21 protein-coding genes are annotated in these 20,842 nt (G+C 68.0%); 1 reads left to right on the top strand and 20 read right to left on the bottom strand.

Annotated elements, in window-relative coordinates; genetic code table 11:
• Positions 1 to 19: 19 nt before the first annotated feature.
• From coaBC to pyrR, 11 genes are all read right to left on the bottom strand, one after another.
• Positions 20 to 1,300 carry a bifunctional phosphopantothenoylcysteine decarboxylase/phosphopantothenate--cysteine ligase CoaBC gene (coaBC, locus tag GXK59_RS07690; protein WP_160665696.1) on the bottom strand — a complete coding sequence of 427 codons (1,281 nt, stop codon included), beginning with the start codon at positions 1,298 to 1,300 and terminating at the stop codon, positions 20 to 22.
• A gap of 19 nt (positions 1,301 to 1,319) precedes the next feature.
• Positions 1,320 to 1,580, bottom strand: coding sequence for a DNA-directed RNA polymerase subunit omega (gene rpoZ / locus GXK59_RS07685; protein ID WP_011692102.1), 261 nt, complete (start codon positions 1,578 to 1,580; stop codon positions 1,320 to 1,322).
• Between the two features lie 39 nt (positions 1,581 to 1,619).
• On the bottom strand, positions 1,620 to 2,192 hold the full coding sequence (gene gmk / locus GXK59_RS07680) for a guanylate kinase (RefSeq protein ID WP_160665694.1): 573 nt from the start codon (positions 2,190 to 2,192) through the stop codon (positions 1,620 to 1,622).
• Positions 2,193 to 2,217: 25 nt separating this feature from the next.
• A complete protein-coding gene (mihF, locus tag GXK59_RS07675; RefSeq protein ID WP_160665692.1) occupies positions 2,218 to 2,553 on the bottom strand; it encodes an integration host factor, actinobacterial type in 336 nt (111 codons plus the stop codon).
• A gap of 166 nt (positions 2,554 to 2,719) precedes the next feature.
• Positions 2,720 to 3,598, bottom strand: coding sequence for an orotidine-5'-phosphate decarboxylase (gene pyrF / locus GXK59_RS07670; protein WP_160665691.1), 879 nt, complete (start codon positions 3,596 to 3,598; stop codon positions 2,720 to 2,722).
• Positions 3,591 to 6,926, bottom strand: a complete 3,336-nt coding sequence (carB, locus tag GXK59_RS07665) for a carbamoyl-phosphate synthase large subunit (protein ID WP_160665689.1) — start codon at positions 6,924 to 6,926, stop codon at positions 3,591 to 3,593. The genes pyrF and carB overlap by 8 nt, the downstream gene beginning before the upstream one ends.
• Positions 6,926 to 8,191, bottom strand: coding sequence for a glutamine-hydrolyzing carbamoyl-phosphate synthase small subunit (carA, locus tag GXK59_RS07660; RefSeq protein WP_160665688.1), 1,266 nt, complete (start codon positions 8,189 to 8,191; stop codon positions 6,926 to 6,928). The genes carB and carA overlap by 1 nt, the downstream gene beginning before the upstream one ends.
• Positions 8,172 to 8,690, bottom strand: a complete 519-nt coding sequence (locus GXK59_RS07655) for a PH-like domain-containing protein (protein ID WP_160665686.1) — start codon at positions 8,688 to 8,690, stop codon at positions 8,172 to 8,174. Before GXK59_RS07655 ends, carA begins: the two co-directional genes overlap by 20 nt.
• On the bottom strand, positions 8,690 to 10,066 hold the full coding sequence (locus GXK59_RS07650; protein WP_160665684.1) for a dihydroorotase: 1,377 nt from the start codon (positions 10,064 to 10,066) through the stop codon (positions 8,690 to 8,692). The genes GXK59_RS07655 and GXK59_RS07650 overlap by 1 nt, the downstream gene beginning before the upstream one ends.
• The gene (locus GXK59_RS07645; RefSeq protein ID WP_237393817.1) at positions 10,066 to 11,109 is read right to left on the bottom strand and encodes an aspartate carbamoyltransferase catalytic subunit; all 1,044 of its coding nucleotides are present in this window, start codon (positions 11,107 to 11,109) and stop codon (positions 10,066 to 10,068) included. Before GXK59_RS07645 ends, GXK59_RS07650 begins: the two co-directional genes overlap by 1 nt.
• Positions 11,106 to 11,705 (bottom strand): bifunctional pyr operon transcriptional regulator/uracil phosphoribosyltransferase PyrR, encoded by a 600-nt coding sequence (gene pyrR, locus GXK59_RS07640; protein ID WP_160665682.1) that lies wholly within the window; start codon positions 11,703 to 11,705, stop codon positions 11,106 to 11,108. The genes GXK59_RS07645 and pyrR overlap by 4 nt, the downstream gene beginning before the upstream one ends.
• A gap of 136 nt (positions 11,706 to 11,841) precedes the next feature.
• Here pyrR and GXK59_RS07635 point away from each other — a divergent pair, with 136 nt between their 5' ends.
• A complete protein-coding gene (locus tag GXK59_RS07635; RefSeq protein WP_237393816.1) occupies positions 11,842 to 13,110 on the top strand; it encodes a PrsW family intramembrane metalloprotease in 1,269 nt (422 codons plus the stop codon).
• 78 nt (positions 13,111 to 13,188) lie between these two features.
• Here GXK59_RS07635 and nusB read toward each other — a convergent pair whose 3' ends face one another.
• The 9 genes from nusB to ruvX all read right to left on the bottom strand — a co-directional run bounded on the left by nusB (position 13,189) and on the right by ruvX (position 20,839).
• Positions 13,189 to 13,599 (bottom strand): transcription antitermination factor NusB, encoded by a 411-nt coding sequence (gene nusB, locus GXK59_RS07630; protein WP_024368581.1) that lies wholly within the window; start codon positions 13,597 to 13,599, stop codon positions 13,189 to 13,191.
• Complete coding sequence (efp, locus tag GXK59_RS07625; protein WP_056429593.1) at positions 13,599 to 14,162, bottom strand: elongation factor P; 564 nt, start codon at positions 14,160 to 14,162, stop codon at positions 13,599 to 13,601. The genes nusB and efp overlap by 1 nt, the downstream gene beginning before the upstream one ends.
• A gap of 117 nt (positions 14,163 to 14,279) precedes the next feature.
• The gene (locus GXK59_RS07620; RefSeq protein ID WP_160665679.1) at positions 14,280 to 14,804 is read right to left on the bottom strand and encodes a tetratricopeptide repeat protein; all 525 of its coding nucleotides are present in this window, start codon (positions 14,802 to 14,804) and stop codon (positions 14,280 to 14,282) included.
• Positions 14,804 to 15,895, bottom strand: a complete 1,092-nt coding sequence (aroB, locus tag GXK59_RS07615; protein ID WP_160665677.1) for a 3-dehydroquinate synthase — start codon at positions 15,893 to 15,895, stop codon at positions 14,804 to 14,806. Before aroB ends, GXK59_RS07620 begins: the two co-directional genes overlap by 1 nt.
• A complete protein-coding gene (locus GXK59_RS07610; RefSeq protein ID WP_160665676.1) occupies positions 15,892 to 16,485 on the bottom strand; it encodes a shikimate kinase in 594 nt (197 codons plus the stop codon). Before GXK59_RS07610 ends, aroB begins: the two co-directional genes overlap by 4 nt.
• A gap of 11 nt (positions 16,486 to 16,496) precedes the next feature.
• Positions 16,497 to 17,696 carry a chorismate synthase gene (gene aroC, locus GXK59_RS07605; protein ID WP_160665674.1) on the bottom strand — a complete coding sequence of 400 codons (1,200 nt, stop codon included), beginning with the start codon at positions 17,694 to 17,696 and terminating at the stop codon, positions 16,497 to 16,499.
• A gap of 26 nt (positions 17,697 to 17,722) precedes the next feature.
• Positions 17,723 to 18,640, bottom strand: coding sequence for a shikimate dehydrogenase (locus GXK59_RS07600; RefSeq protein WP_160665673.1), 918 nt, complete (start codon positions 18,638 to 18,640; stop codon positions 17,723 to 17,725).
• On the bottom strand, positions 18,637 to 20,244 hold the full coding sequence (mltG, locus tag GXK59_RS07595; protein WP_160665672.1) for an endolytic transglycosylase MltG: 1,608 nt from the start codon (positions 20,242 to 20,244) through the stop codon (positions 18,637 to 18,639). Before mltG ends, GXK59_RS07600 begins: the two co-directional genes overlap by 4 nt.
• Positions 20,225 to 20,839: a Holliday junction resolvase RuvX gene (gene ruvX / locus GXK59_RS07590; RefSeq protein ID WP_160665670.1), complete on the bottom strand. Its 615-nt coding sequence runs from the start codon at positions 20,837 to 20,839 to the stop codon at positions 20,225 to 20,227. Before ruvX ends, mltG begins: the two co-directional genes overlap by 20 nt.
• Between the last annotated feature and the right edge of the window lie 3 nt (positions 20,840 to 20,842).

Genomic DNA, 20,842 nt, shown 5'->3' with positions numbered 1-20,842 from the left:
GACGTTGCTTACGCCGGGCTCAGGCCGGCGGGACAACCCGGCTTAGCTCGGCGCTGATGCGGTCAATCACGGCTGCCGCGACATCGGACTTTGAACCCGACGCCTCCTGGTGTTCGGAGCCGGACCGGGAAAGGATGACTACGGAGTTGGTGTCTTCGCCGAAGACCTTGTCCTGCCCCACGTGGTTGACCACCAGCAGGTCGCACGCTTTGCGCCGCAGCTTGGCCGCGGCGTAGTCCAGGACATCGCCGTCAGCGTCGCCGGTCTCCGCCGCGAAGCCGACGATCAGCTGGTGGCGCGAGGCCGCGTCCCGGACCTCCACGAGTTCGCGCAGGATGTCCGGGTTCCGGACCAGCGAGATGACGGGATCGGCGACGTCGTCGCGCTTCTTGATTTTCGTCCCGGACACATCCGCCGGGCGGAAGTCCGCGACGGCGGCGGCCATGATGATGACGTCGGAGTCGGCGGCAGCGTGCAGGGCCGCCTTGCGGAGTTCCAGGGCCGTTTCGACCTTGACGACGTCGACGCCGGGCGGCGGCGGGACGTCCATGTGGGCGGCCAGCAACCGGACCTTCGCCCCGGCGTCGCGGGCCGCGGCGGCCAGTGCCACGCCCTGTTTGCCGGAGGACCGGTTGCCGAGGAAACGGACGGGGTCGAGGGGTTCGCGGGTGCCGCCGGCGCTGATGGTGACGGTGAGCCCGGCCAGCGGCCGCTGCTGCGAGAAAAGTGAGGAATCCGACACCGGCAGCGGGGCGGTCGCGGGGACCTCCGGCGCACCGGCGAGGGCCAGGGCCGCTGCGAAGATGGCCTCGGGTTCGGGGAGCCGGCCGGGGCCGGAGTCAGATCCGGTCAGCCTGCCGGAGGCGGGCTCCAGCACGGTGATGCCCCGGCTGCGGAGAGTCTCGACGTTGGCCTGGGTCGCCGGGTGCTGCCACATCTCGGTGTGCATGGCGGGGGCCATCAGCACCGGGCTGCCGCCGGCCATGAGCAGCGTGTTGCTCAGGAGGTCGTTGGCCTGGCCGGTGGCGGCGCGTGCCAGCAGGTCGGCGGTGGCGGGGGCCACCACGATCAGCTCGGCTTCGTGTCCGAGGCGGACGTGGTTGACCGTGTGCACCTCGTCGAAGACGCTGTTGCTGACCGGGTGCCCGGACAGCGCCTCCCACGTGGCGACGCCGACGAAGCGGGTCGCGGCCTCCGTGGGGATGACGGTGACGTCATGGCCGGCTTCAGTAAAAAGCCGGAGGAGCGACGCCACCTTGTAGGCGGCTATCCCTCCCCCGACTCCGAGGACTATGCGCACGTGAGCTCCGCCTGCGTAATTACTCTGCGGGTTCGATCGGCGTGGAAACGAGCTTGCCTTCGTTGATCTCGCGCAGGGCGATGGAGAGCGACTTCTCGTTCAGCTTGGTGTCGACCAGCGGGCCGACATACTCGAAGAGGCCCTCGTGCAGCTGGGCGTAGTAGGCGTTGATCTGGCGTGCGCGCTTGGCGCCGAAAATCACCAGTCCGTACTTCGAGTCGGCGGCCTTCAGCAGCTCGTCGATCGGCGGGTTGATGATGCCTTCAAGGTTCGTGGACACGAATTCTCCAAATTCTAACGGGCCGATACGTCCCGGCGCCTAGCGTGGGTTCGGGGTCAGCCCCATGAGTGAAACAAGCTCGTCCGCTGCCCGTCGAACGTCATCATTGATGACGGTGTGGTCAAACTCCGGTTCAGCGGCAAGTTCTAGTTTAGCGGTTTCCAGCCTCTGCTGCTGTTCTTCCGCTGTTTCCGTGCCGCGGCCCACCAGGCGGCGGACCATTTCGTCCCAGCTTGGCGGGGCCAGGAAGACAAACTGGGCATCAGGGACGGCCTGTTTGACCTGCCGCGCACCCTGCAGGTCGATCTCCAGGAGTACCGAACGGCCGTCGGCGATCGCGGCGTCGACCGTGCTGCGCAGCGTGCCGTAGCGGTTTCGCCCATGGACCACGGCCCACTCCAGCAGTTCCCCGTTCTCGACGAGGGAATCGAATTCCTCGGCCGACTTGAAGAAGTAGTGCACACCGTCGACTTCGCCGGGCCGCGCCGGCCGGGTGGTTGCCGAGACGGAAAGCCAGACGCCGGGATAGTTGTCCCGGATGTAGGTGGACACGGTGCCTTTGCCAACAGCCGTCGGGCCGGCGAGGACTGTCAGTCCCGGTTTCTTGCTCACATATTCCTTCGGGCGGGTTGGGGAGTCAGCGCGGCGGACCGGACTGCTTGTCGTCTATAAAATCTACCAGCGCCCGGCGCTGGTGAATTCCCAGGCCGCGGACCCGGCGCGATGCCGCGATGCCCAATTGTTCCATGATCGCAGCGGCACGCACCCGTCCGATGCCGGGCAGGGCCTCCAGCAGTTCGACGATCCTCATCCGGGCGATGGCGTCCTCGGTCTCCCCGGTGCTGAGCAGTTCCGCGATTGTCAGTGTCCCCGCTTTCAACCGGTCCTTGGCGGTTGCCCGGATCGTCCTGGCGGCGGCGGCCTTGCCCAGGGCGTCGGCACGTTCCTGCGGAGTGAGGGGTCGCAAACTCACTGAATGCCTCCCTGCATTGTCGGACGGGCCATCCAAACAGCCCGGCCGGACGGGACGTACAGCACCCCGGCTGGTACCGCGGACTTCCCCTGAACCTACCGTCTGGGAGAGGCAGAAATCAATGGAGCAGCCGCGGCACAGACGTCGGGACAGCCAGTAATTCCCCTCAGGCGCCGCGGAGCTCCTCGAGGGTGCGGTTGGCGGCGTCCTGCAGGTCCTGGTTCCGCGGACCGGCGCCGAGGATGTCCCGGCTGGACGTGCCCAGGACCTGGCCGTAGGCGCTGCCGAAAGTGCGGCGCAAATCCGCCGCCGTGGCGCCCTGCGCACCAAGGCCCGGGGCGAGGATCGGGCCGCGCACCGCGGCGAGGTCCAGGTCGAGGTCCGTGAGCGCCGAGCCGACGGTCGCGCCCACGACGAGGCCGGTTGACCCCAGCTCCCCGCCGTCTTGATCAACGCCGTACCGGCGGTTCTCCGCGGCGGCCGCCTGGACGATCCGGCGGGCTACGGAGTCTTTGCCGCCGACGTGCTGGACGGAGGCGCCCTCCGGGTTGGAGGTCAGGGCCAGGACGAAGACGCCGCGGCCGGTCTGCGCTGCGAGGTCCAGGGCCGGCCGGAGCGATTCGAAGCCCAGGTAGGGGCTCAGCGTGACTGAGTCCGCGGCCAGGGCGGAACCGTCCCGCAGCCAGGCGTCGGCGTAGGCGGCCATGGTCGAACCGATGTCGCCGCGCTTGGCGTCGGCGATGGTCAGCACGGAGGCCTCCGCCGCGGCGGCGAGGGTGCGCTCCAGCACGGCCATCCCGGCGGAACCGTGGCGCTCGTACAGCGCCACCTGGGGTTTGACCGCGGCAGCGAGGCCGCCCACCGCCGCCAGGACGGTGAGCGAGAAGCGCTCCAGCCCGGCGACGTCGTCGTTCAGCCCCCAGGCCGACAGCAGCGCCGGGTGCGGATCGATCCCCACGCACAGCGGACCGCGGTCCGCCATGGCCCGGCCCAGCCGGGAGCCGAAAGACTCCCGGCCGGCTGTTGCTGCCTCAGGCTCAGGCATTTTGCGGGGACGCGATCAGCGAAGCGGCCTGCGCGGCCTGCGATGCCGCCAGTCCTGCAGCGTGCTCCTGCAGGCTCGTGACGGACCACTCGTAGGTGCGCAGCGCCTCGATGGCCTGGACGGCGGCGTTGAACTCGGCCACCGTCGTGATGCACGGGATGCCGATCGACGTCGCTGCGGCGCGCAGTTCGTAGCCGTCGCTGCGGGCTTCGCCGCCCGAGGGCGTGTTGAAGACCATGTCGATCTCGCCGGCGATGATGAGGTCGGCGATAGTGCCTTCGCCTTCGGCGCTGGAGCCCTCGGCGACCTTCCGGACCGGGGTGGCCTGGATGCCGTTGCGGCGGAGCACATCGGCGGTGCCGCCGGTGGAGACGATCTCGAAGCCGAGGTCGGAGAGCCGCTTGACACCCATGATGACCGAGCGCTTGTCCCGGTTGGCCACGGAGACGAAGATCTTACCCTCCGTGGGCAGCGCGTTGTTCGCGGCGGCCTGGCTCTTCGCGAAGGCGGTGTCGAAGTGCTTGTCGATGCCCATGACCTCGCCGGTGGAGCGCATTTCCGGCCCGAGCAGGGAGTCCACGACCTTGCCCTCGGGGGTGCGGAAGCGGCTGAACGGCAGCACGGCTTCCTTGACCGAGACCGGCGCGTCCAGCGGCAGCGTCGAGCCGTCGCCGGTTTCCGGCAGCATCTTGTAGGCGGTGCGGAGCTGGTTGATGGTGACACCGGTGCCGATCAGGGCCGCGGCCTTAGCCATCTGGACACCGGTCGCCTTGGACACGAACGGGACGGTGCGGGAGGCCCGCGGGTTGGCTTCCAGGACGTAGAGCACGTCGGAGGCGAGGGCGAACTGGATGTTAATCAGGCCGCGGACGCCCACGCCCTCGGCGATCGCCAGGGTGGCGGTCCGGACGCGTTCCAGCACGTTGTTGCCCAGGGTGATGGGCGGCAGCACGCACGCCGAGTCGCCGGAGTGGATGCCGGCCTCCTCGATGTGCTCCATGATGCCGCCGAGGTACATCTCGGTGCCGTCGTAGAGGGCGTCGACGTCGATCTCGACGGCGTCCTCGAGGAACCGGTCGATCAGCACCGGGTGGTCCGGGGTGATCTCCGTGGCGTTGGCGATGTAGCGGGAGAGGTTGGGCTCGTCGTAGACGATCTCCATGCCGCGGCCGCCGAGGACGTAGGACGGGCGGACCAGCACCGGGTAGCCGATCTCGTCGGCGATCTTCTTGGCGTCGTCGAAGGACACGGCGGTGCCGTTCTTCGGCGAGATCAGCCCGGCCTTGTCGAGCACCCGGGAGAACGCGCCGCGGTGCTCGGCGAGGTCGATCGCTTCCGGGGAGGTGCCGAGGATCGGCACGCCGGCGTCGGCGAGCTGCTGGGCGAGCTTGAGCGGGGTCTGGCCGCCAAGCTGGACAAAGACGCCCATGACGCCGCCGGTGCGTTCCTCGGCCGCGATGACCTCGAGGACGTCCTCCAGGGTGAGCGGCTCGAAGTACAGCCGGGTGGAGACGTCGTAGTCGGTGGAGACGGTCTCGGGGTTGCAGTTGACCATCACGGTCTCGTAGCCGGCCTTGCGCAGTGCCATGGAGGCGTGGACGCAGGAGTAGTCGAACTCGATGCCCTGGCCGATCCGGTTGGGCCCGGAACCGAGGATGATGATGGACGGCTTGGCGTGCAGCGCCACCTCGTCTTCCTCGTCATAGGAGGAGTAGTGGTAGGGGGTGTACGCGGCGAACTCCGCGGCGCAGGTGTCCACGGTCTTGTAGACCGGGCGGATGCCGAGGGCCTGCCGGACGCCGCGGACGACGTCCTCGGAGTTGTGCGTCAGGGCGCCGATCTGCTCGTCGGAGAAGCCGTGGCGCTTGGCCCGCTTCAGCATGTCCGGGGTGAGGGCGGCGGCTTGGCGGATTTCAACCGAGATCTCATTCAGCAGCTGGAGCTGGTCCAGGTACCAGGGGTCGATCTTGGTGGCTTCGAAGAGCTGCTCCACGGTGGCCCCGCCGAGGAGGGCACGCTGGACCTGGTGCAGGCGTTCGGTGGTGGGCCGCTTGGACTTCTCGATCAGCTCCGGGACTTCCCATTCCGGGACGTGGCTGAAGTCCAGCTGGGAGCCCTTCTGCTCGAGAGACCGCAGCGCCTTCTGCAGGGCCTCGGTGAAGTTGCGGCCCATGGCCATGGCCTCGCCCACCGACTTCATGGTGGTGGTCAGCGTGGGGTCCGCGGCCGGGAACTTCTCGAAGGCGAAACGCGGAACCTTCACCACGACGTAGTCCAGGGTCGGCTCGAAGGACGCCGGCGTCTTCTGTGTGATGTCGTTGGGGATCTCGTCGAGGGTGTAGCCCAGCGAGAGCTTGGTGGCGATCTTGGCGATCGCGAAGCCGGTGGCCTTGGAGGCGAGGGCGGAGGATCGGGAGACGCGCGGGTTCATCTCGATCACGACGACGCGGCCCGTGTCGGGCTCGACGGCGAACTGGATGTTGCAGCCGCCGGTGTCGACGCCGACTTCGCGGATGACGGCGATGGAGATGTCGCGCAGGCGCTGGTATTCGCGGTCCGTCAGGGTCAGGGCCGGGGCGACGGTGATCGAATCGCCGGTGTGCACGCCGACCGGGTCGAAGTTCTCTATGGAGCAGACGACCACGACGTTGTCGTTCTTGTCGCGCATCATCTCGAGCTCGTATTCCTTCCAGCCCAGGATGCTCTCTTCGAGCAGCACCTCGGACGTGGGGCTGTACTGCAGCCCCTGGCCGACGATCCGGCGGAGGTCGTTCTCGTCGTAGGCGAGGCCGGAGCCGAGGCCGCCCATGGTGAAGGAGGGCCGGACCACCATCGGGTAGCCGAGGTCCTCGGCCGCGGTGAGGGCCTCGCCGATGGTGTGGATGATGTGGCTGCGGGCCGACTCGGCGCCGCAGCGTTCCACCACGCCCTTGAACTTTTCGCGGTCCTCGCCGAGCTCGATCGCGGCGATGTTGGCGCCGATCAGCTCCACGTTGTACTTCTCCAGCACGCCGTTCTTGTCCAGCGCGATGGCGGTGTTGAGCGCGGTCTGGCCGCCCAGGGTCGGCAGGATCGCGTCCGGGCGTTCCTTGGCGATGATCTTCTCGACCACCTCGGGGGTGATCGGCTCGATGTACGTGGCGTCGGCAAACTCGGGGTCGGTCATGATGGTGGCCGGGTTGGAGTTGACGAGGATGACGCGGAGGCCTTCCTCCTTGAGGACGCGCAGTGCCTGGGTGCCGGAGTAGTCGAATTCGGCCGCCTGGCCGATCACGATCGGGCCGGAACCGATGACCAGGACGCTCTTAAGGTCAGTTCTCTTGGGCATTACTTCTTGTCCTCAGTCTTGGATTCGGTGGAAGTTTTAGTGTCCGCCATCAGCTGGATGAAGCGGTCGAAGAGGTAGGCGGCGTCGTGCGGGCCGGCGGCGGCTTCGGGGTGGTACTGCACCGAGAACGCGGGGATGTCGAGGCAGGACAGGCCTTCCACGACGTCGTCGTTTAGGCTCACATGGCTGACCTCGACGCGGCCGAAGCGTTCCTCGGGGGCCTGGGTGGCGCCGTCGAGCGGGGCGTCGACGGCGAAGCCGTGGTTCTGCGAGGTGATTTCCACCTTGCCGGTGCGCCGGTCCATCACGGGCTGGTTGATGCCGCGGTGGCCGTAGCGCAGCTTGTAGGTGCCGAAGCCCAGGGCGCGGCCCAGGATCTGGTTGCCGAAGCAGATCCCGAAGTACGGGATCTTTTCGTCAAGCACCGAGCGGAGCAGCTTGACCTGGTTGTCGGCGGTGGCGGGGTCGCCCGGGCCGTTGGACATAAAGAAGCCGTCGGGGTTGACCGCCTGGACATCCGCCAGGGTGGCGGTGGCCGGCAGCACGTGCACCCGGACGCCGCGCTCGGCGAAGCGGATGGGGGTCATCCGCTTGATGCCGAGGTCGATCGCGGCGATACTGAACCGCGGTTCGCCGTCCCAGCCCCAGTCCTTGGGCTCCACGGTGTAGGCCTCGTCGACGCTGACTTCCTCGGCCAGGCGTGAGCCTTCCATCGGGGCACTCGCCAGGACGGTGTCCACGAGTTCCTTGTCGGTTGCGCGGGCGGCGTCGCCGGAGAAGATCCCGGCGCGCATGGTCTTGTGCTCGCGCAGGTGGCGGGTGATGGCGCGGGTGTCCACGCCCTGGATGCCCACGATGCCCTGCTCGAGAAGCTCATCGTCCAGCGACCGTTCGGAGCGCCAGTTGGAGGGGCGCCGGGCGGCGCCGCGGACGATGTAGCCGGCCACCCAGATCCGCCGGGACTCGGCGTCGTCCTTGTTCACACCGGTGTTGCCGATGTGCGGGGCGGTCTGGACGACCAGCTGGCGGGCGTAGGAGGGGTCCGTGATGGTCTCCTGGTAGCCGGTCATGCCGGTCGCGAAGACGGCCTCACCGAGGGCGGTTCCGGTGGCGCCGTAGCTGGTGCCGCGGAAGATCCGGCCGTCCTCGAGGACGAGGACGGCGGGGGTGGATGCTGCTGCAGCGGGTGCAGTGTCGTTTGATGTCACTGCTTCTTCAATCACTTCGTTGGATTCCGTCACGTCGTTACTTTCCACTATCGGCATTGGCCTGGGGGGCCGCGGGGATCAAATCTTGCAGGGCGGTGAGGAGGATGGTTTTGTCGGCGGCGTGCCGGGTGCGGAAACCGGAATCCAGTTCGCGGGTGCCCAGCATCCAGCTGAGCACCAGCAGCCCGTCCTTTTCGACGAACTTTCCGGCCATGCCGCTTTCCTGCCGCACCCCGGTGAGGCTGGCGGCCGGGATGAAGACCGGGCCGGCGCCGGAGCGGTCGAACAGCACGCCTTCCGGGTGGACGCTGAGTTCGGCGTTGGTGCGCAACCCTAAGTTGTGGACGGCGATGCGGTCCAGCCAGTCACGGGCGGTGGTGGTGGCGACGTACTGGCCGTCCGCGACGGCCAGCGCCGCGCCCAGTTCCGTGGGGATCTCCGGCAGCGGGTCGACGTCGGCCTGGCGGCGCAGGCGGTTCCGCCAGCCGAACCAGATCAGGACAAGGGCCAGGCCAATCAGGACCAGTGTGAAGAGCAGCGAAAGTTCCTTGACCATCAGTTGCGGCCTGCCACTGCGGTCCCGGGCAGGTCAGCCTGCTCCGGGAGCCAGCGGTACGGTGTGTTGAGCTTGCCGTCGAGGACGGTGGGGTGGCCCTTGAAGAACGTCGCCACTACCTTGCCGGGAAGTTCCCGGCCGGCAAACGGAGAGTTACGGCCCATGGTTGCCATCTTAGAAGGGTCGACGGTCCAGCGCGCAGCCGGGTCCACGAGTGTGACGTTGGCGGGTTCGCCGGCGTTGAGCGGCCGGCCCTGGTCCTCGAGCCGGCCGATTGCGGCCGGCGCAGTGGAGGTGACCCGGGCAAAGTCGGCCCAGCCCATCAACCCGGTTTCGATCATGGTGTGCTGCACCACTGACAGCGCGGTTTCCAGCCCGGTCATGCCCATGGCGGCCTGCGCCCACTCACATTCCTTGTGCTCGCTGGGGTGCGGCGCGTGGTCGGTGCCGACGACGTCGATCGTGCCGTCGGCCAGTGCCGCGCGCAGGGCCTGGACGTCGGCGTCGGTGCGCAGCGGCGGGTTGACCTTGTAGACGGGGTCGTAGCTGCGGGCGAGCTCGTCCGTGAGCCAGAGGTGGTGCGGGGTGACCTCGGCCGTGACGTTGACGCCGCGGGACTTGGCCCAGCGGATGATCTCCACGGACCCTGCGGTGGAAACATGGCAGACGTGCAGCCGGGAGCCGACGTGCTGGGCCAGCAGCACGTCGCGGGCGATGATGCTTTCCTCGGCGACGGCGGGCCAGCCGGTGAGGCCGAGGACAGCGGAGACCTCGCCTTCGTTCATCTGCGCACCGGCGGTGAGCCGGGGCTCCTGCGCGTGCTGGGCCACGACGCCGTCGAACGCCTTGACGTATTCCAGCGCCCGGCGCATCAGCACGGGGTCGTGCACGCAGATGCCGTCATCGGAGAAGACCCGGACGTGCGCGCGGGAGTCTGCCATCGCGCCGAGTTCGGCGAGCTGCTCCCCCGCGAGGCCGACCGTGACGGCACCCACCGGGCGGACGTCCACCCAGCCGGCGGTGCGCCCCAGGGTGAGGACCTGTTCGACGACCCCGGCGGTGTCCGCCACCGGCGTGCTGTTGGCCATCGCGTGCACGGCCGTGTAGCCGCCCAAGGCCGCGGCGCGGGTGCCTGTTTCAACCGTTTCGGCGTCTTCGCGGCCGGGTTCGCGCAGGTGGGTGTGGATGTCCACCATGCCGGGCAGCGCCACGAGTCCGGCGGCCTCAATGACGGTCGCGCCGTCGGCTGAAAGGTTCCGGCCGCGTTCGGCGATGACCCCGTCGCGGATCAGGAGGTCTTCGGGCGCTCCGCCGAGGATGGCTGCGCCGCGGATCAGGTAGGCGCCGGTGGCTGCGTCCTGGTGCTGTGATGCCATTAGTGGCTCTCCTTGGGGGCGTGGGCGGAGGTGTTCTCTGCCGGGGGGAAAGGGGCGTTGCCGGTGTGGCCCGCCGGTTCGCGGGTGTCCCCGGAGAGGAGCAGGTAGAGGACCGCCATCCGGATGGACACGCCGTTGCGGACCTGCGCCAGCACCGTGGACCGGGGTGAGTCGGCCGCGGCGGAGGAGATCTCCAGGCCGCGGTTCATCGGACCGGGGTGCATGATGATCGTGTCCTTCAGGCCCAGGCTGTCCAGGGCGCGGAGCCGGTTGTCGTCGAAGCCCCAGCGGCGCGAGTATTCGCGGGTGGTCGGGAAGAAGGAGGCGTTCATCCGTTCGCCCTGGACGCGCAGCATCATCATCGCGTCGACGCCCCGGGCAAGGGTTTCGTCGAGGTCGTAGCTGACGCTGCAGGGCCATTTTTCGACGCCGATCGGCAGCAGCGTCGGCGGGGCGACCAGGGTGACCTCGGCGCCGAGGGTACGCAGCAGCCAGACGTTGGAGCGCGCCACCCGGGAGTGCAGGACGTCCCCGGCGATCGCGACCCGCATGCCTTTGAGGTCCGCGCCGGCGGACGGGGTGCCGGCCAGCCTCGACCAGTGCCGGCGCATGGTGAAGGCGTCCAGCAGCGCCTGGGTGGGGTGTTCGTGGGTGCCGTCACCGGCGTTGATGACGGCGGCGTCGATCCAGTCCGTAGCGGCGAGCCGGTGCGGGGCGCCGGAGGCCCAGTGCCGGATGACGACGGCGTCGGCCCCCATCGCGGACAGCGTCTGGGCCGTGTCCTTGAGGGACTCGCCCTTGGAGACGGAGGAACCCTTCGCGGCGAAGTTGATGACGTCGGCGGAGAGCCGTTTGGCGGCGGCTTCGAAGGAGATCCGGGTGCGCGTGGAGTCCTCGAAGAACAGGTTGACGACCGTCCGGCCGCGCAGGGTGGGAAGCTTTTTGACCTCCCGCTCGCCCACGGCCGCCATTTCCTCGGCGGTGTCGAGGATGCGGATGGCGTTGGACCGGCTCAGGTCTTCGGTGGAGAGCAGGTGCCTCATGCGGTGGCCTCGATGACCACTTCGTTGACGGGCACGCCGTCGACTGCATCGGTTTCCGCGAGCCGGACCCGGACTTTCTCCGCAGAGGAAGTGGGGAGGTTCTTGCCGACGTGGTCGGCGCGGATGGGCAGTTCCCGGTGGCCGCGGTCGATCAGCACGGCGAGGCGGACGATCCGCGGACGGCCGAGGTCGATGATCGCGTCGAGGGCGGCCCGGATGGTCCGGCCGGAATACAGGACATCGTCGATCAGTACCACCACCTTGTTGTCGATGCCGGTGCGGGGAAGCTGGGTGGGGTACGGCGGCCGCATGGCCTGGTGGGAGAGGTCGTCGCGGAACATGGTCACATCCAGCTGGCCCACGATCGCGGCGGGGTCCACGGTGGGATCGGCGGCGGCAATCTTGGCGGCGAGCCGGACGGCGAGCGGGTAGCCCCGCCGCGGGATGCCCAGCAGGACCAGGTCCTGGGAGCCCTTGTTGGATTCGAGGATCTCATGGGCGATACGAGTGAGTGCACGGTCGATATCCGCCTGGTTCAGTACTACTCGGGTGAGTACAACCTTGGCCGGAACCGGTGCTTCTGGAACAGAAGTCAACGCTCGTCTCCCCTTTCCCCGCCTCACGGGACGGAATTAAAAAAGGATTGTTTGCGCTCCCAAATTACCACAGCGGCGCCCTCGGCCCGGCGCCGCCGGCATGCGTTTAACCTCACACGCACATAGGCTCGAGTCCATGACGACGAACGAGCCACGGCCCGGTCCTGACCACCCGGGCTACTCCCCCGGCAGCCAGCGGCCGCTTCCCCAGCAGGCGAACCCGACCTGGCTGGGGCACGTCCAGCCGGAGTACTACCAGCGGCCTCCGGCCAACGGCCAGGTCCGGTTCGAGCCGGTCTCCCCGCCCGTCCTTCCGCCGGTCCGGACGGGGCGACGCTCCGCCGGGGTTGTCGGGCTCGTGGTGGCCGGCGGATTCCTCGCGTTCATCAGCCTGTTCCAGGTCCTGCCGTTCCTGCTGGGCAGCACCGGAATCTCCGGCTTTGTCATCGGTTTCGTCGCCTCGCTGGTTCCGCTGGCGACCGTGCTGCTGACGGTGCGCTTCATCGACCGCTGGGAGCCTGAACCGAAGCCGCTGCTGCTGTTCGCCTTTTTCTGGGGAGCAATCGTCTCGATTGCGGTGACGATGCTGATCCAGCCCTACTTCTCGCTCGTCGCGGGGCCTGCCTCCGGGCTGGACTACACAACGTTCGCCGTGACGGTCCAGGCGCCGGTCGTGGAGGAATTCGCCAAGTCCCTGGGTTTGCTGTTGCTCCTGCTCTTCGCCCGGAAACACTTCGACGGCCCGGTAGACGGTGTGGTGTTCGCCTTCACGATCGCGGCCGGCTTCGCGTTCACCGAGAACATCCTCTACTTTGGCCGCGCGATCGCCGAATCTTCCGACCCCGGAACGGACCTCGCGATGGTCTTCTTCCTGCGCGGGGTCATGTCACCGTTCGCCCACGCCATTTTCACGGGCACCACCGGGCTGATCATGGGCTTTGCCGCACGCCGCTGGCATAACGGCCTGTCCGTGCTCGCGTTCGCCGTCGGCCTCGTTCCCGCGATGCTGCTGCACAGCGGCTGGAACAGCATGGGCCGGAACTTCCTGGGCCAGTACCTGCTGGTCCAGGTCCCCATCTTCCTGCTCGCGGTCCTGGTGATTGTGCTGCTGCGGGTCGCGGAGCGGAGGCTCACCCGCCAGCGGCTCAAGGAATACGCGGCCGCGGGCTGGTTCACCGCGGCCGAGGTGGACATGCTGGCCACCAGCGCCGGCCGGCGCTCTGCCCTGCGCTGGGCGAACTCCGTCGGCCGGGGCCCGCAGATGAAGGCACTGCTCCGTGCCGCCACCCAGCTCGCCTTCACCCGGCAGCGGATCCTCAGCGGCCGGGACGTGCCCGCGCACCAGCTCGACGAGCGGACCCAGCTCGCCGGGATCAGTGCCCTCCGGGCCGCCGTCGTCGGCTGAGCGCAACAGGGCAAGCCAGGGGACGCAAGAACCCCGCCCAGGGTGACCCGGGCGGGGTTCTTTGTGGAGCGTGGCGGGTCAGGCGAGCAGCGAGGGCTTCAGCTGCTGCAGGCGGCCCAGCAGGCCGTTGATGAACGACGGCGACTCGTCCGTGGAGAGGGTCTTGGCCAGTGCCACGGCCTCGCTGACGGCGACACCATCGGGCACGTCGTCGTTGTAGAGCAGCTCCCAGGTGCCGATCCGCAGGATGATGCGGTCCACCGAGGGCATCCGCTCCAGGGTCCAGCCCTGCGAGTAGGTTTCCAGGAATTCGTCGATGGCGGCCTGGTGGGAGACCACACCTTCGACGATTTCAAGGGTGTACGGATTGACGATCTGGTCCGTCTGCTCCCGGCGGGACTTCAGTACATCAAACGCCGACACGGAACGCTGTTCCGCCTCGAAGAGAACATCCAGGGCCCGGTTACGGGCCTTACCGCGTGCACTCACTAGTCGTTGACCCGGCCGAGGTAGCTGCCGTCACGGGTGTCGACCTTGACCTTGGTGTTGTTCTCCACGAACAGCGGCACCTGGATCTCGTAGCCCGTTTCGAGGGTGGCAGGCTTGGTGCCCGCCGAGGAGCGGTCGCCCTGCAGTCCCGGCTCCGTGTAGGTGATCTCGAGCACGACGCTCGGGGGCAACTCGATGTAGAGCGGGTTGCCTTCGTGAATGGCAATGTTGACCATCTGGTTCTCGAGCATGAAGTTGGTGGCGTCACCGACCGTTGCACCCGGAACGGTGAGCTGGTCGAAGTCGGTCGTGTCCATGAACACGAAGTCGGCGCCGTCCTGGTACAGGTACTGGTAGTCGCGGCGGTCAACCGTGGCCGTCTCGATCTTGAGTCCGGCGTTGAAGGTCTTGTCGACGACCTTGCCGGACATCACGTTGCGCATCTTGGTGCGCACAAACGCGCCACCCTTGCCGGGCTTGACGTGCTGGAACTCAATGATGTTCCAGAGCTGGCCTTCAAGCTTAAGGACGGTTCCGTTCTTGATGTCGTTAGTGGTTGCCACAGTATCCTCAGGTTTCTTTGTTGACTGGTTCTAGCCGCCAGCCGCTTATGCCAGGCCGGCATGCCGATCCGGCCCGCCAGCGCGTATTTATCAAAAATCCAAGAACCATTCTACCGGTTATGCGGGTGAGTCGAGATCCAGCACATTCCGCGCCCGCTGCAGCGCCACCGTGGAGGCGTAGATCAGGGCCGCGTCGGCCGACCCGGCGACGCGCAGGTCGAGGGCTTCGGCGAAGCATTCGACGGCGGCCGCAATGTTGCCGCTGGCGAAATAGCACCGTCCGAGGTGCTGGCGGATGCGCGCCTCGTCCGGCGTTCCCCGCGTCTCCGCCAGCAGTTGGCGGAACAGTTCAACGGCCCGGTCAAGCCGGTTGGAGACCCGCAGGACGTCGGCTTCGAAGATCCGCAGGCGCAGCGAGGAGGGATCCTTGTACCGGGCTTCGGCGAGCAGTTCGGCGGCTTCAGCAGGGTGCCCTTCGACGAGGCGCACGAAGATCAGGTCACCCGGGTCGGTCGAGGCTGCCAGCGCTTCGGCGACGGCGTCCCCGTTGACGATTTGCGGCACCAGGCTGTCCGGGTTGATTTTGATCCCCGGAAACCCTGCATCGGGCCAGTCACTGGTGCCGCCTGGGACGAAAGGCATCAGGAGGCAATCTCCTGGTATGCGGCGAACAGCAGCGAGGTGTCCGGGACGTCGAGGATCCCGGGGCGTGCCACGCCGTCGAGCACCACGAAGCGCAACAGGTCCCCGCGGGACTTCTTGTCCCGCCGCATGCCGTCGAGCAGGGCCTGCCAGCGGTCGCGCCGGTACGTGATGGGCAGCCCGAGGCTTTCCAGGATGGTGCGGTGCCGGTCGGCGTCGGCGTCGCTGAGGCGGCCGACGCTGCGGGCAAGTTCCGCGGCGAACATCATGCCGACGGAGACGGCGGCGCCGTGGCGCCAGGAGTAGCGCTCGGCGAGTTCGATCGCGTGGCCCAGGGTGTGGCCGTAGTTGAGGATTTCGCGCTGGCCGGTTTCCTTGAGGTCCTCGGAAACCACCCGGGCCTTCACCGAAATGGCGCGTTCGATGAGTTCCCGGACGGCATCCGAACGGGGATCGGCGACGGCGGCCGGGTCCTTTTCGATCAGGTCGAGAATGGCGGGGTCGGCGATGAAGCCGCACTTGATGACCTCTGCCATGCCGGAGATCATCTCGTTCTTCGGCAACGTGTCCAGGGTGTCGAGGTCCGCGAGGACACCGGCAGGCGGGTGGAAGGCGCCGACGAGGTTTTTGCCTTCGGCGGTGTTGATCCCGGTTTTGCCGCCGACGGCGGCGTCCACCATGCCGAGCAGGCTCGTGGGCATGTGGATGACCTTGACACCGCGCAGCCAGGTGGCGGCCACGAAGCCGGCCAGGTCGGTCACGGCCCCACCGCCGACGGCGACGACAGCGTCCGAGCGGGTGAAGTCATTCTGCCCCAGCACCTGCCAGCAGAAGGAGGCCACCTCAATGTGCTTGCCTTCCTCGGCGTCGGGGATCTCGGCGGTCAGCGCCGTGAAGCCTGCGGAGGCGAGTTCTTCCCTGACGGTGTCGCCGGTGAGGCGCAGCGCCCGGGGGTGGATGACGAGGACGCGTTTGACCCGCTCGCCCAGCAGCCCGGGCAGGCTGGCCAGCAGGCCGCGGCCCACCACGACGTCGTAGTTCTCACCGGGCGTCTGCCCGGTAACCTTGATGACGGTTGATTCGGTGATCACTTTTCAACTTCCTTTGTCGCCGCTGTCGCGGGTACGGCAGCGGTTAGCGCCGCGGCGTACGTGCGCAGCGCATCTTCAAGCCGTTGCGCGATCTCCGGCACGGATCCGTTCCGCACATCGATGACCAGGTCGGCCAGCCGTTCGTAGACCGGCCGCCGGGTGGCGAACAGCGTCTTCCATCGTTCCATGGCGTCTCCGGCCAGCAGCGGCCGGCCGGAATTCCTGCTGATCCGTTCCGCCACGGTGTCCGCGTCGCACTCGAGGTAGACCACCGTGCAGTGCCCCAGCAGCTGCTGGGTGCCGGAGTCCAGCACGGCGCCGCCGCCCAGGGAAATGACCGTATTGCTGCCGTACGCGTCTTCGATGGCGCGCGCGGCGGCCCTGGCCTCGAGCTCACGGAAGGCGTGCTCACCGCGGCTGGCGAAGATCTCCGCGATGGAACCGTGGTTTGCCACCACCACGACGTCGGTGTCCACGAACGGCGCTCCCAGCTGCTGGGCAAGCTGGTGTCCGATGGCTGATTTTCCGACCGCCATCGGCCCGATCAGCGCGATGGGCCGGGCAGACGTCCTGGCCGGCACTGCCGGCATTTCGGCCGGCACTACTGGCCGATCGAGTCCAGGGACGCCGGAATGTTGTCCAGATAACCCTTGATGTTGCGGGCGGTTTCCTTCACGGAATCGCCGCCGAACTTTTCCGTTACTGCCTCGGCCAGGACGAGGGCCACCATGGCCTCGGCGACGACGCCGGCCGCGGGGACCGCACAGACGTCGGAGCGCTGGTGGTGGGCCTTGGCGGCTTCGCCGGTGCTGACGTCAACGGTCCTGAGGGCGCGGGGAACCGTGGCGATCGGCTTCATCGCAGCGCGGACGCGCAGCACGTCGCCGATGCTCATGCCGCCTTCGATGCCGCCGGCGCGGTTGGAGGTGCGGACGATCTTGCCGTCGGCGTCCTTGACGATCTCGTCGTGGGCGGCCGAGCCGCGGCGGGACGCGGTGAGGAAGCCGTCGCCGACCTCAACGCCCTTGATGGCCTGGATGCCCATGAGGGCAGCCGCGAGCCGTGAATCGAGGCGGCGGTCCCAGTGGACGTAGCTGCCGAGTCCCGGCGGGAGTCCGTAGGCGAGGACCTCGACCACGCCGCCCAGGGTTTCGCCTTCTTTGTGCGCGATGTCGACCTCGGCCACCATGGCGTCGGAGGTTTCGCGGTCGAAGCAGCGCAGCGGGTCGGCGTCGAGGGCCAGGACGTTGGCCGGTACCGGCAGCGGCCGGCCTTCCGGGACCGCGGTGCTGGCGATCGACACCGTGTGGGAGACCAGTTCGATGCCGAGCTGCTTGAGGAATGCGGAGGCGACGGTGCCGAGGGCCACGCGGGTTGCCGTTTCACGGGCGCTGGCGCGCTCCAGCACGGGACGCGCCTCGTCAAAGCCGTATTTCTGCATGCCCGTGAAGTCCGCGTGGCCGGGCCGGGGACGGGTCAGCGGGGCGTTGCGGGCCTGGTCGGCGAGGATTTCCGGGTCCACGGGGTCGGCAGACATGATCTGCTCCCACTTGGGCCACTCGGTGTTGCCGACCTGGATGGCGACGGGGCCGCCCTGGGTGATGCCGTGGCGGACTCCGCCGAGGATCGTGACGACGTCCTGCTCAAACTTCATCCGCGCGCCGCGGCCGTAGCCGAGCCGGCGGCGCGCCAGCGAATCGGCGATCTGGGCGCTGGTGAGTTCCACACCGGCGGGCACGCCTTCAATAATTCCGACCAGGGCCGGCCCATGGGATTCTCCGGCAGTCAACCAACGCAACATAAAATCCATCCTGCCATGTAAGGCGGTTAGAACACCCGTCGGGGCGCCCCGACTGCGTCACACATCACATCTATGACTTCGGCCGGCACGGCGTCGCCCAGGCCCGTGAAATGCCGGACCTGTTCCACGGCCTGGTAGATGAGCATCTCGAGTCCGGGGACCACGGTGCCGCCGGCGTCCTGCCAGGCGGCGGCGATCCGGCTGGGCCAGGGATCATAAGCAACGTCCAGCAGCACGCCGGGCCGGGCAACCGGGGCGTCGCGGGACGGCTCCCCTGCGCGCTGCGCAAAGAATTGCGCAAGCTCCCAGGCCAATGGATCGGCGGCCCGGGGCGGCAGCGTGGAGATCACGACGTCGGCCCGTCCGACGGCGGCAGCCGCTCCGCCCAGGGGGAGGACCCGGACGGGAAGGCCTATAGCGTCAGCAGCCGCCCGCGCCTGGGCGGCGCGTGTGACATCGCGGACGAAAATGTCGGCGGCCGGCGCACCCAGGTCCTTCAGTGCGGCGATGGCAGCGGCCGAGGTGCCGCCCCCGCCGAGGACGACGGCGGTGGGCGCGGATGCGGCGCCCGCGTGGCGGAGCGCGTTGACGATTCCGGCGACGTCGGTGTTGTAGCCGACCAGGCGGGTGGGGCCGGCGCCGGCTCCCGGGCGTTCGAACGCGACCGTGTTCACGACGCCGAGCTCGCGGGCCACGCCGCGGACCTCATCGACTTCGCGGACCATGGCGGACTTCAGCGGCATGGTCACCGACAACCCGCGCCAGCTCTCCCCCTGCCGCAGGTCCTCCCGGACACGGGCCATAAAGTCCGGCAGCTCGTCTTCGGTCACGTCGACCGCAGCGTAGTCCAGCTCCACGCCAAGGTGGGCGTAGGCAGCCCGGTGCAACGCCGGAGACTTCGAATGGCCGATCGGGTGCCCGAGCACGGCGGCCCTGGTCGTCATACGCAGCGTCCGGGGTTGGCCTCACACCAGGCGTTGTACTTGGCCACATAGGTGTTGTGCTCCGCCAGCGTCTTGGAGAACAAGGTTTCCTTGGTGTCCAGGTTGATCGTCACCCAGTAGAGGTATTCGTTGGCCTTGGGCTTGGCCGCCGCGTCGATCGCCGTCTTGCCCGGCGAACCGATCGGCCCTACCGGCAGGCCCTGGTTCGCGTAGGTGTTGTACGGGTTGGACTTGTCGGTTTTCTGGATCTCGTCGATGTGGAAGCTCTTGATGCCGAGCCCATAGGTCACCGTGGCGTCGGACTGGATCAGCCCGTTCGTCTCAGTGTTGTTGGGCTTGAGGCGGTTGTAGATCGCACCGGCCACATCGCCGTATTCCGCCTGGCCGCCCTCGGCCTGGACGATGCTGGCGACGGTGACGACGTCGTACTGCTTGGCCGGATCCGTCACTCCCTGGGACTTGAGCTCGTCCAGGGTGGTGTTCACGAGCTTCCGCAGCACGTCCTTCGCCGGGGTGCCGAGCGGGAACCGGTACTCGCCGGGAGCGAGGAAGCCTTCGAGGTTCTTGGCCTTGGCCGGCACACCGAACTGGGCCGGCGATTCATTGAGCGCCTTGAGTTCGGCGACGGGCACACCGCTGCCCTCAGAGATGGCCTGGAGCGATTCGCCGATTCGCAGCCCGGCGCTGAGGGCGAAGTACATGACCTTGCCCTTGTCCTTGTTCAGCAGGATGGCCACGGCGTCGGAGTTCTTCATTTCAGTGCGCATGGTGAAGTCGCCGGGAGCCAACGCCCCGCCGGAGGCCACGAATTCCTTCAGGAAAGTGTCGGCGTTCGCCACGACCTTCTTTTCCTGGAGCTGGGTGGCTACGGACTTCGGCCCGGAGCCCGGCGGCACCGTGATGACGACCTCGCCGGTTCCGGGACCGGGGTAGTCGGCCACCGTGTCCCCGCCCAGCAGGGGCTTCAGGAACTGCGCGCCGACGGCGACTGCCACGACGAAGACGGTCAGCGTCAGCAACAGCGCAAGGAAGCGGCGCCGGCGGCGGACCTTTTTGGACGGGCCCTTGGTCGTACGGATGGCGGCACCACCGGCCAGCACCACGCGGCCGTCTTCCTCGTGCTGGTAATCGGCAGGGTTGTCGTCGGCAGCGTGGTAGTCGGCAGCGTGTCCGTCCGCGCCGTCGTACACGTAGTGGTCGTCGTCGGAGTGGCCGTCGTGGGGCTCAGCGTCAGGGTGGAGTTCGTAGCCGGGCGGAACGTCTGCTTCGTGGCCGACGGCGTCCGCGTGGGCAACACCGCCCGCGTACTCGTGGACGGGTTGGTAGTGCACGGGCTCCTCGTGCACGGTGGGGGCTGCCGCGGGCAGCTCCGGCGCGTCGGCTGCCGTGACGGGTTCCGCCAAGACGGCGGCATCAGTTTCGGGGGCGGAATCAGACCGGGCGCGGGGCGCAGCGGCCGGGGTGTCCTCGCCGGTCTCGAAAGCCTGAGCCGGGATAACATCGTGGCCCTGGGTCGCCTGGACCTTCTCCTGGGCCCTGAGCTCCTTGCGCGTCAGCGGTCGGCCGGCGCCGCCGGAGGAGTCGTCACTGTTGACCGGGCTCACTGTAGCCTTCCATTTTGGGCAGAATGCGTGGTGCAGAATGCTCGTCTAGTGCCGGGCCGGCCTGTGCGCCATCCCCGGTTGGCCCCGGCGCGGACTCCGCGTATACGCGGCTTCCGACCTCCGTCCCCCTGGCCTTTTGCATATCGATCGCATGCTGCAGGATACCTGCGGCCGCAACCTGATCAACTACCTTACGGTGATTCCGGCTGCTCATGCCAGCTTCGTGCAGGTGCCGGTGGGCCGACACCGTGCTCAGACGCTCATCGACCAGCCGAACCGGCACCCCGGAACCGCACTCTCCCAGTTTACCCGCGAGTAGCTTTGCGTAGTCCGTGGCCATCCGCGCCGAGGCATGTTCCTCGCCTTTCATCGTCCGCGGCAGGCCGACAAAGATCTCCACCACACCGAGTTCCATGGCCAGGGCCGCGAGGATCCGCACGTCCGTGTTCTTCTTCGCGTTCCGCTCCAGGGTGCGCAACGGGGTGGCCAGGATGCCGTCGCGGTCACAGACCGCCACGCCGACCCGGACGGTCCCGACGTCCACCCCGAGCTTCACGCCGAGGGGGTAGTCGCCGGGCACAGCAGCTTCGTTCACGGG

It is taken from the genome of Pseudarthrobacter sp. ATCC 49987 (genome assembly GCF_009928425.1).
Taxonomy (GTDB): domain Bacteria; phylum Actinomycetota; class Actinomycetes; order Actinomycetales; family Micrococcaceae; genus Arthrobacter.
This window is presented reverse-complemented; position numbering and strand designations above follow the sequence as displayed.

Excerpts from the sequence above, each read along its gene's own strand:
- pyrF (WP_160665691.1), bottom strand. The coding sequence starts at position 3,598 with ATGCCTGAGCCTGAGGCAGCAACAGCCGGCCGGGAGTCTTTCGGCTCC.
- carB (WP_160665689.1), bottom strand. The coding sequence starts at position 6,926 with ATGCCCAAGAGAACTGACCTTAAGAGCGTCCTGGTCATCGGTTCCGGC.
- carA (WP_160665688.1), bottom strand. The coding sequence starts at position 8,191 with ATGCCGATAGTGGAAAGTAACGACGTGACGGAATCCAACGAAGTGATT.
- GXK59_RS07655 (WP_160665686.1), bottom strand. The coding sequence starts at position 8,690 with ATGGTCAAGGAACTTTCGCTGCTCTTCACACTGGTCCTGATTGGCCTG.
- GXK59_RS07650 (WP_160665684.1), bottom strand. The coding sequence starts at position 10,066 with ATGGCATCACAGCACCAGGACGCAGCCACCGGCGCCTACCTGATCCGC.
- GXK59_RS07645 (WP_237393817.1), bottom strand. The coding sequence starts at position 11,109 with ATGAGGCACCTGCTCTCCACCGAAGACCTGAGCCGGTCCAACGCCATC.
- GXK59_RS07635 (WP_237393816.1), top strand. The coding sequence starts at position 11,842 with ATGACGACGAACGAGCCACGGCCCGGTCCTGACCACCCGGGCTACTCC.
- GXK59_RS07620 (WP_160665679.1), bottom strand. The coding sequence starts at position 14,804 with ATGCCTTTCGTCCCAGGCGGCACCAGTGACTGGCCCGATGCAGGGTTT.
- GXK59_RS07610 (WP_160665676.1), bottom strand. The coding sequence starts at position 16,485 with ATGCCGGCAGTGCCGGCCAGGACGTCTGCCCGGCCCATCGCGCTGATC.
- aroC (WP_160665674.1), bottom strand. The coding sequence starts at position 17,696 with ATGTTGCGTTGGTTGACTGCCGGAGAATCCCATGGGCCGGCCCTGGTC.
- GXK59_RS07600 (WP_160665673.1), bottom strand. The coding sequence starts at position 18,640 with ATGACGACCAGGGCCGCCGTGCTCGGGCACCCGATCGGCCATTCGAAG.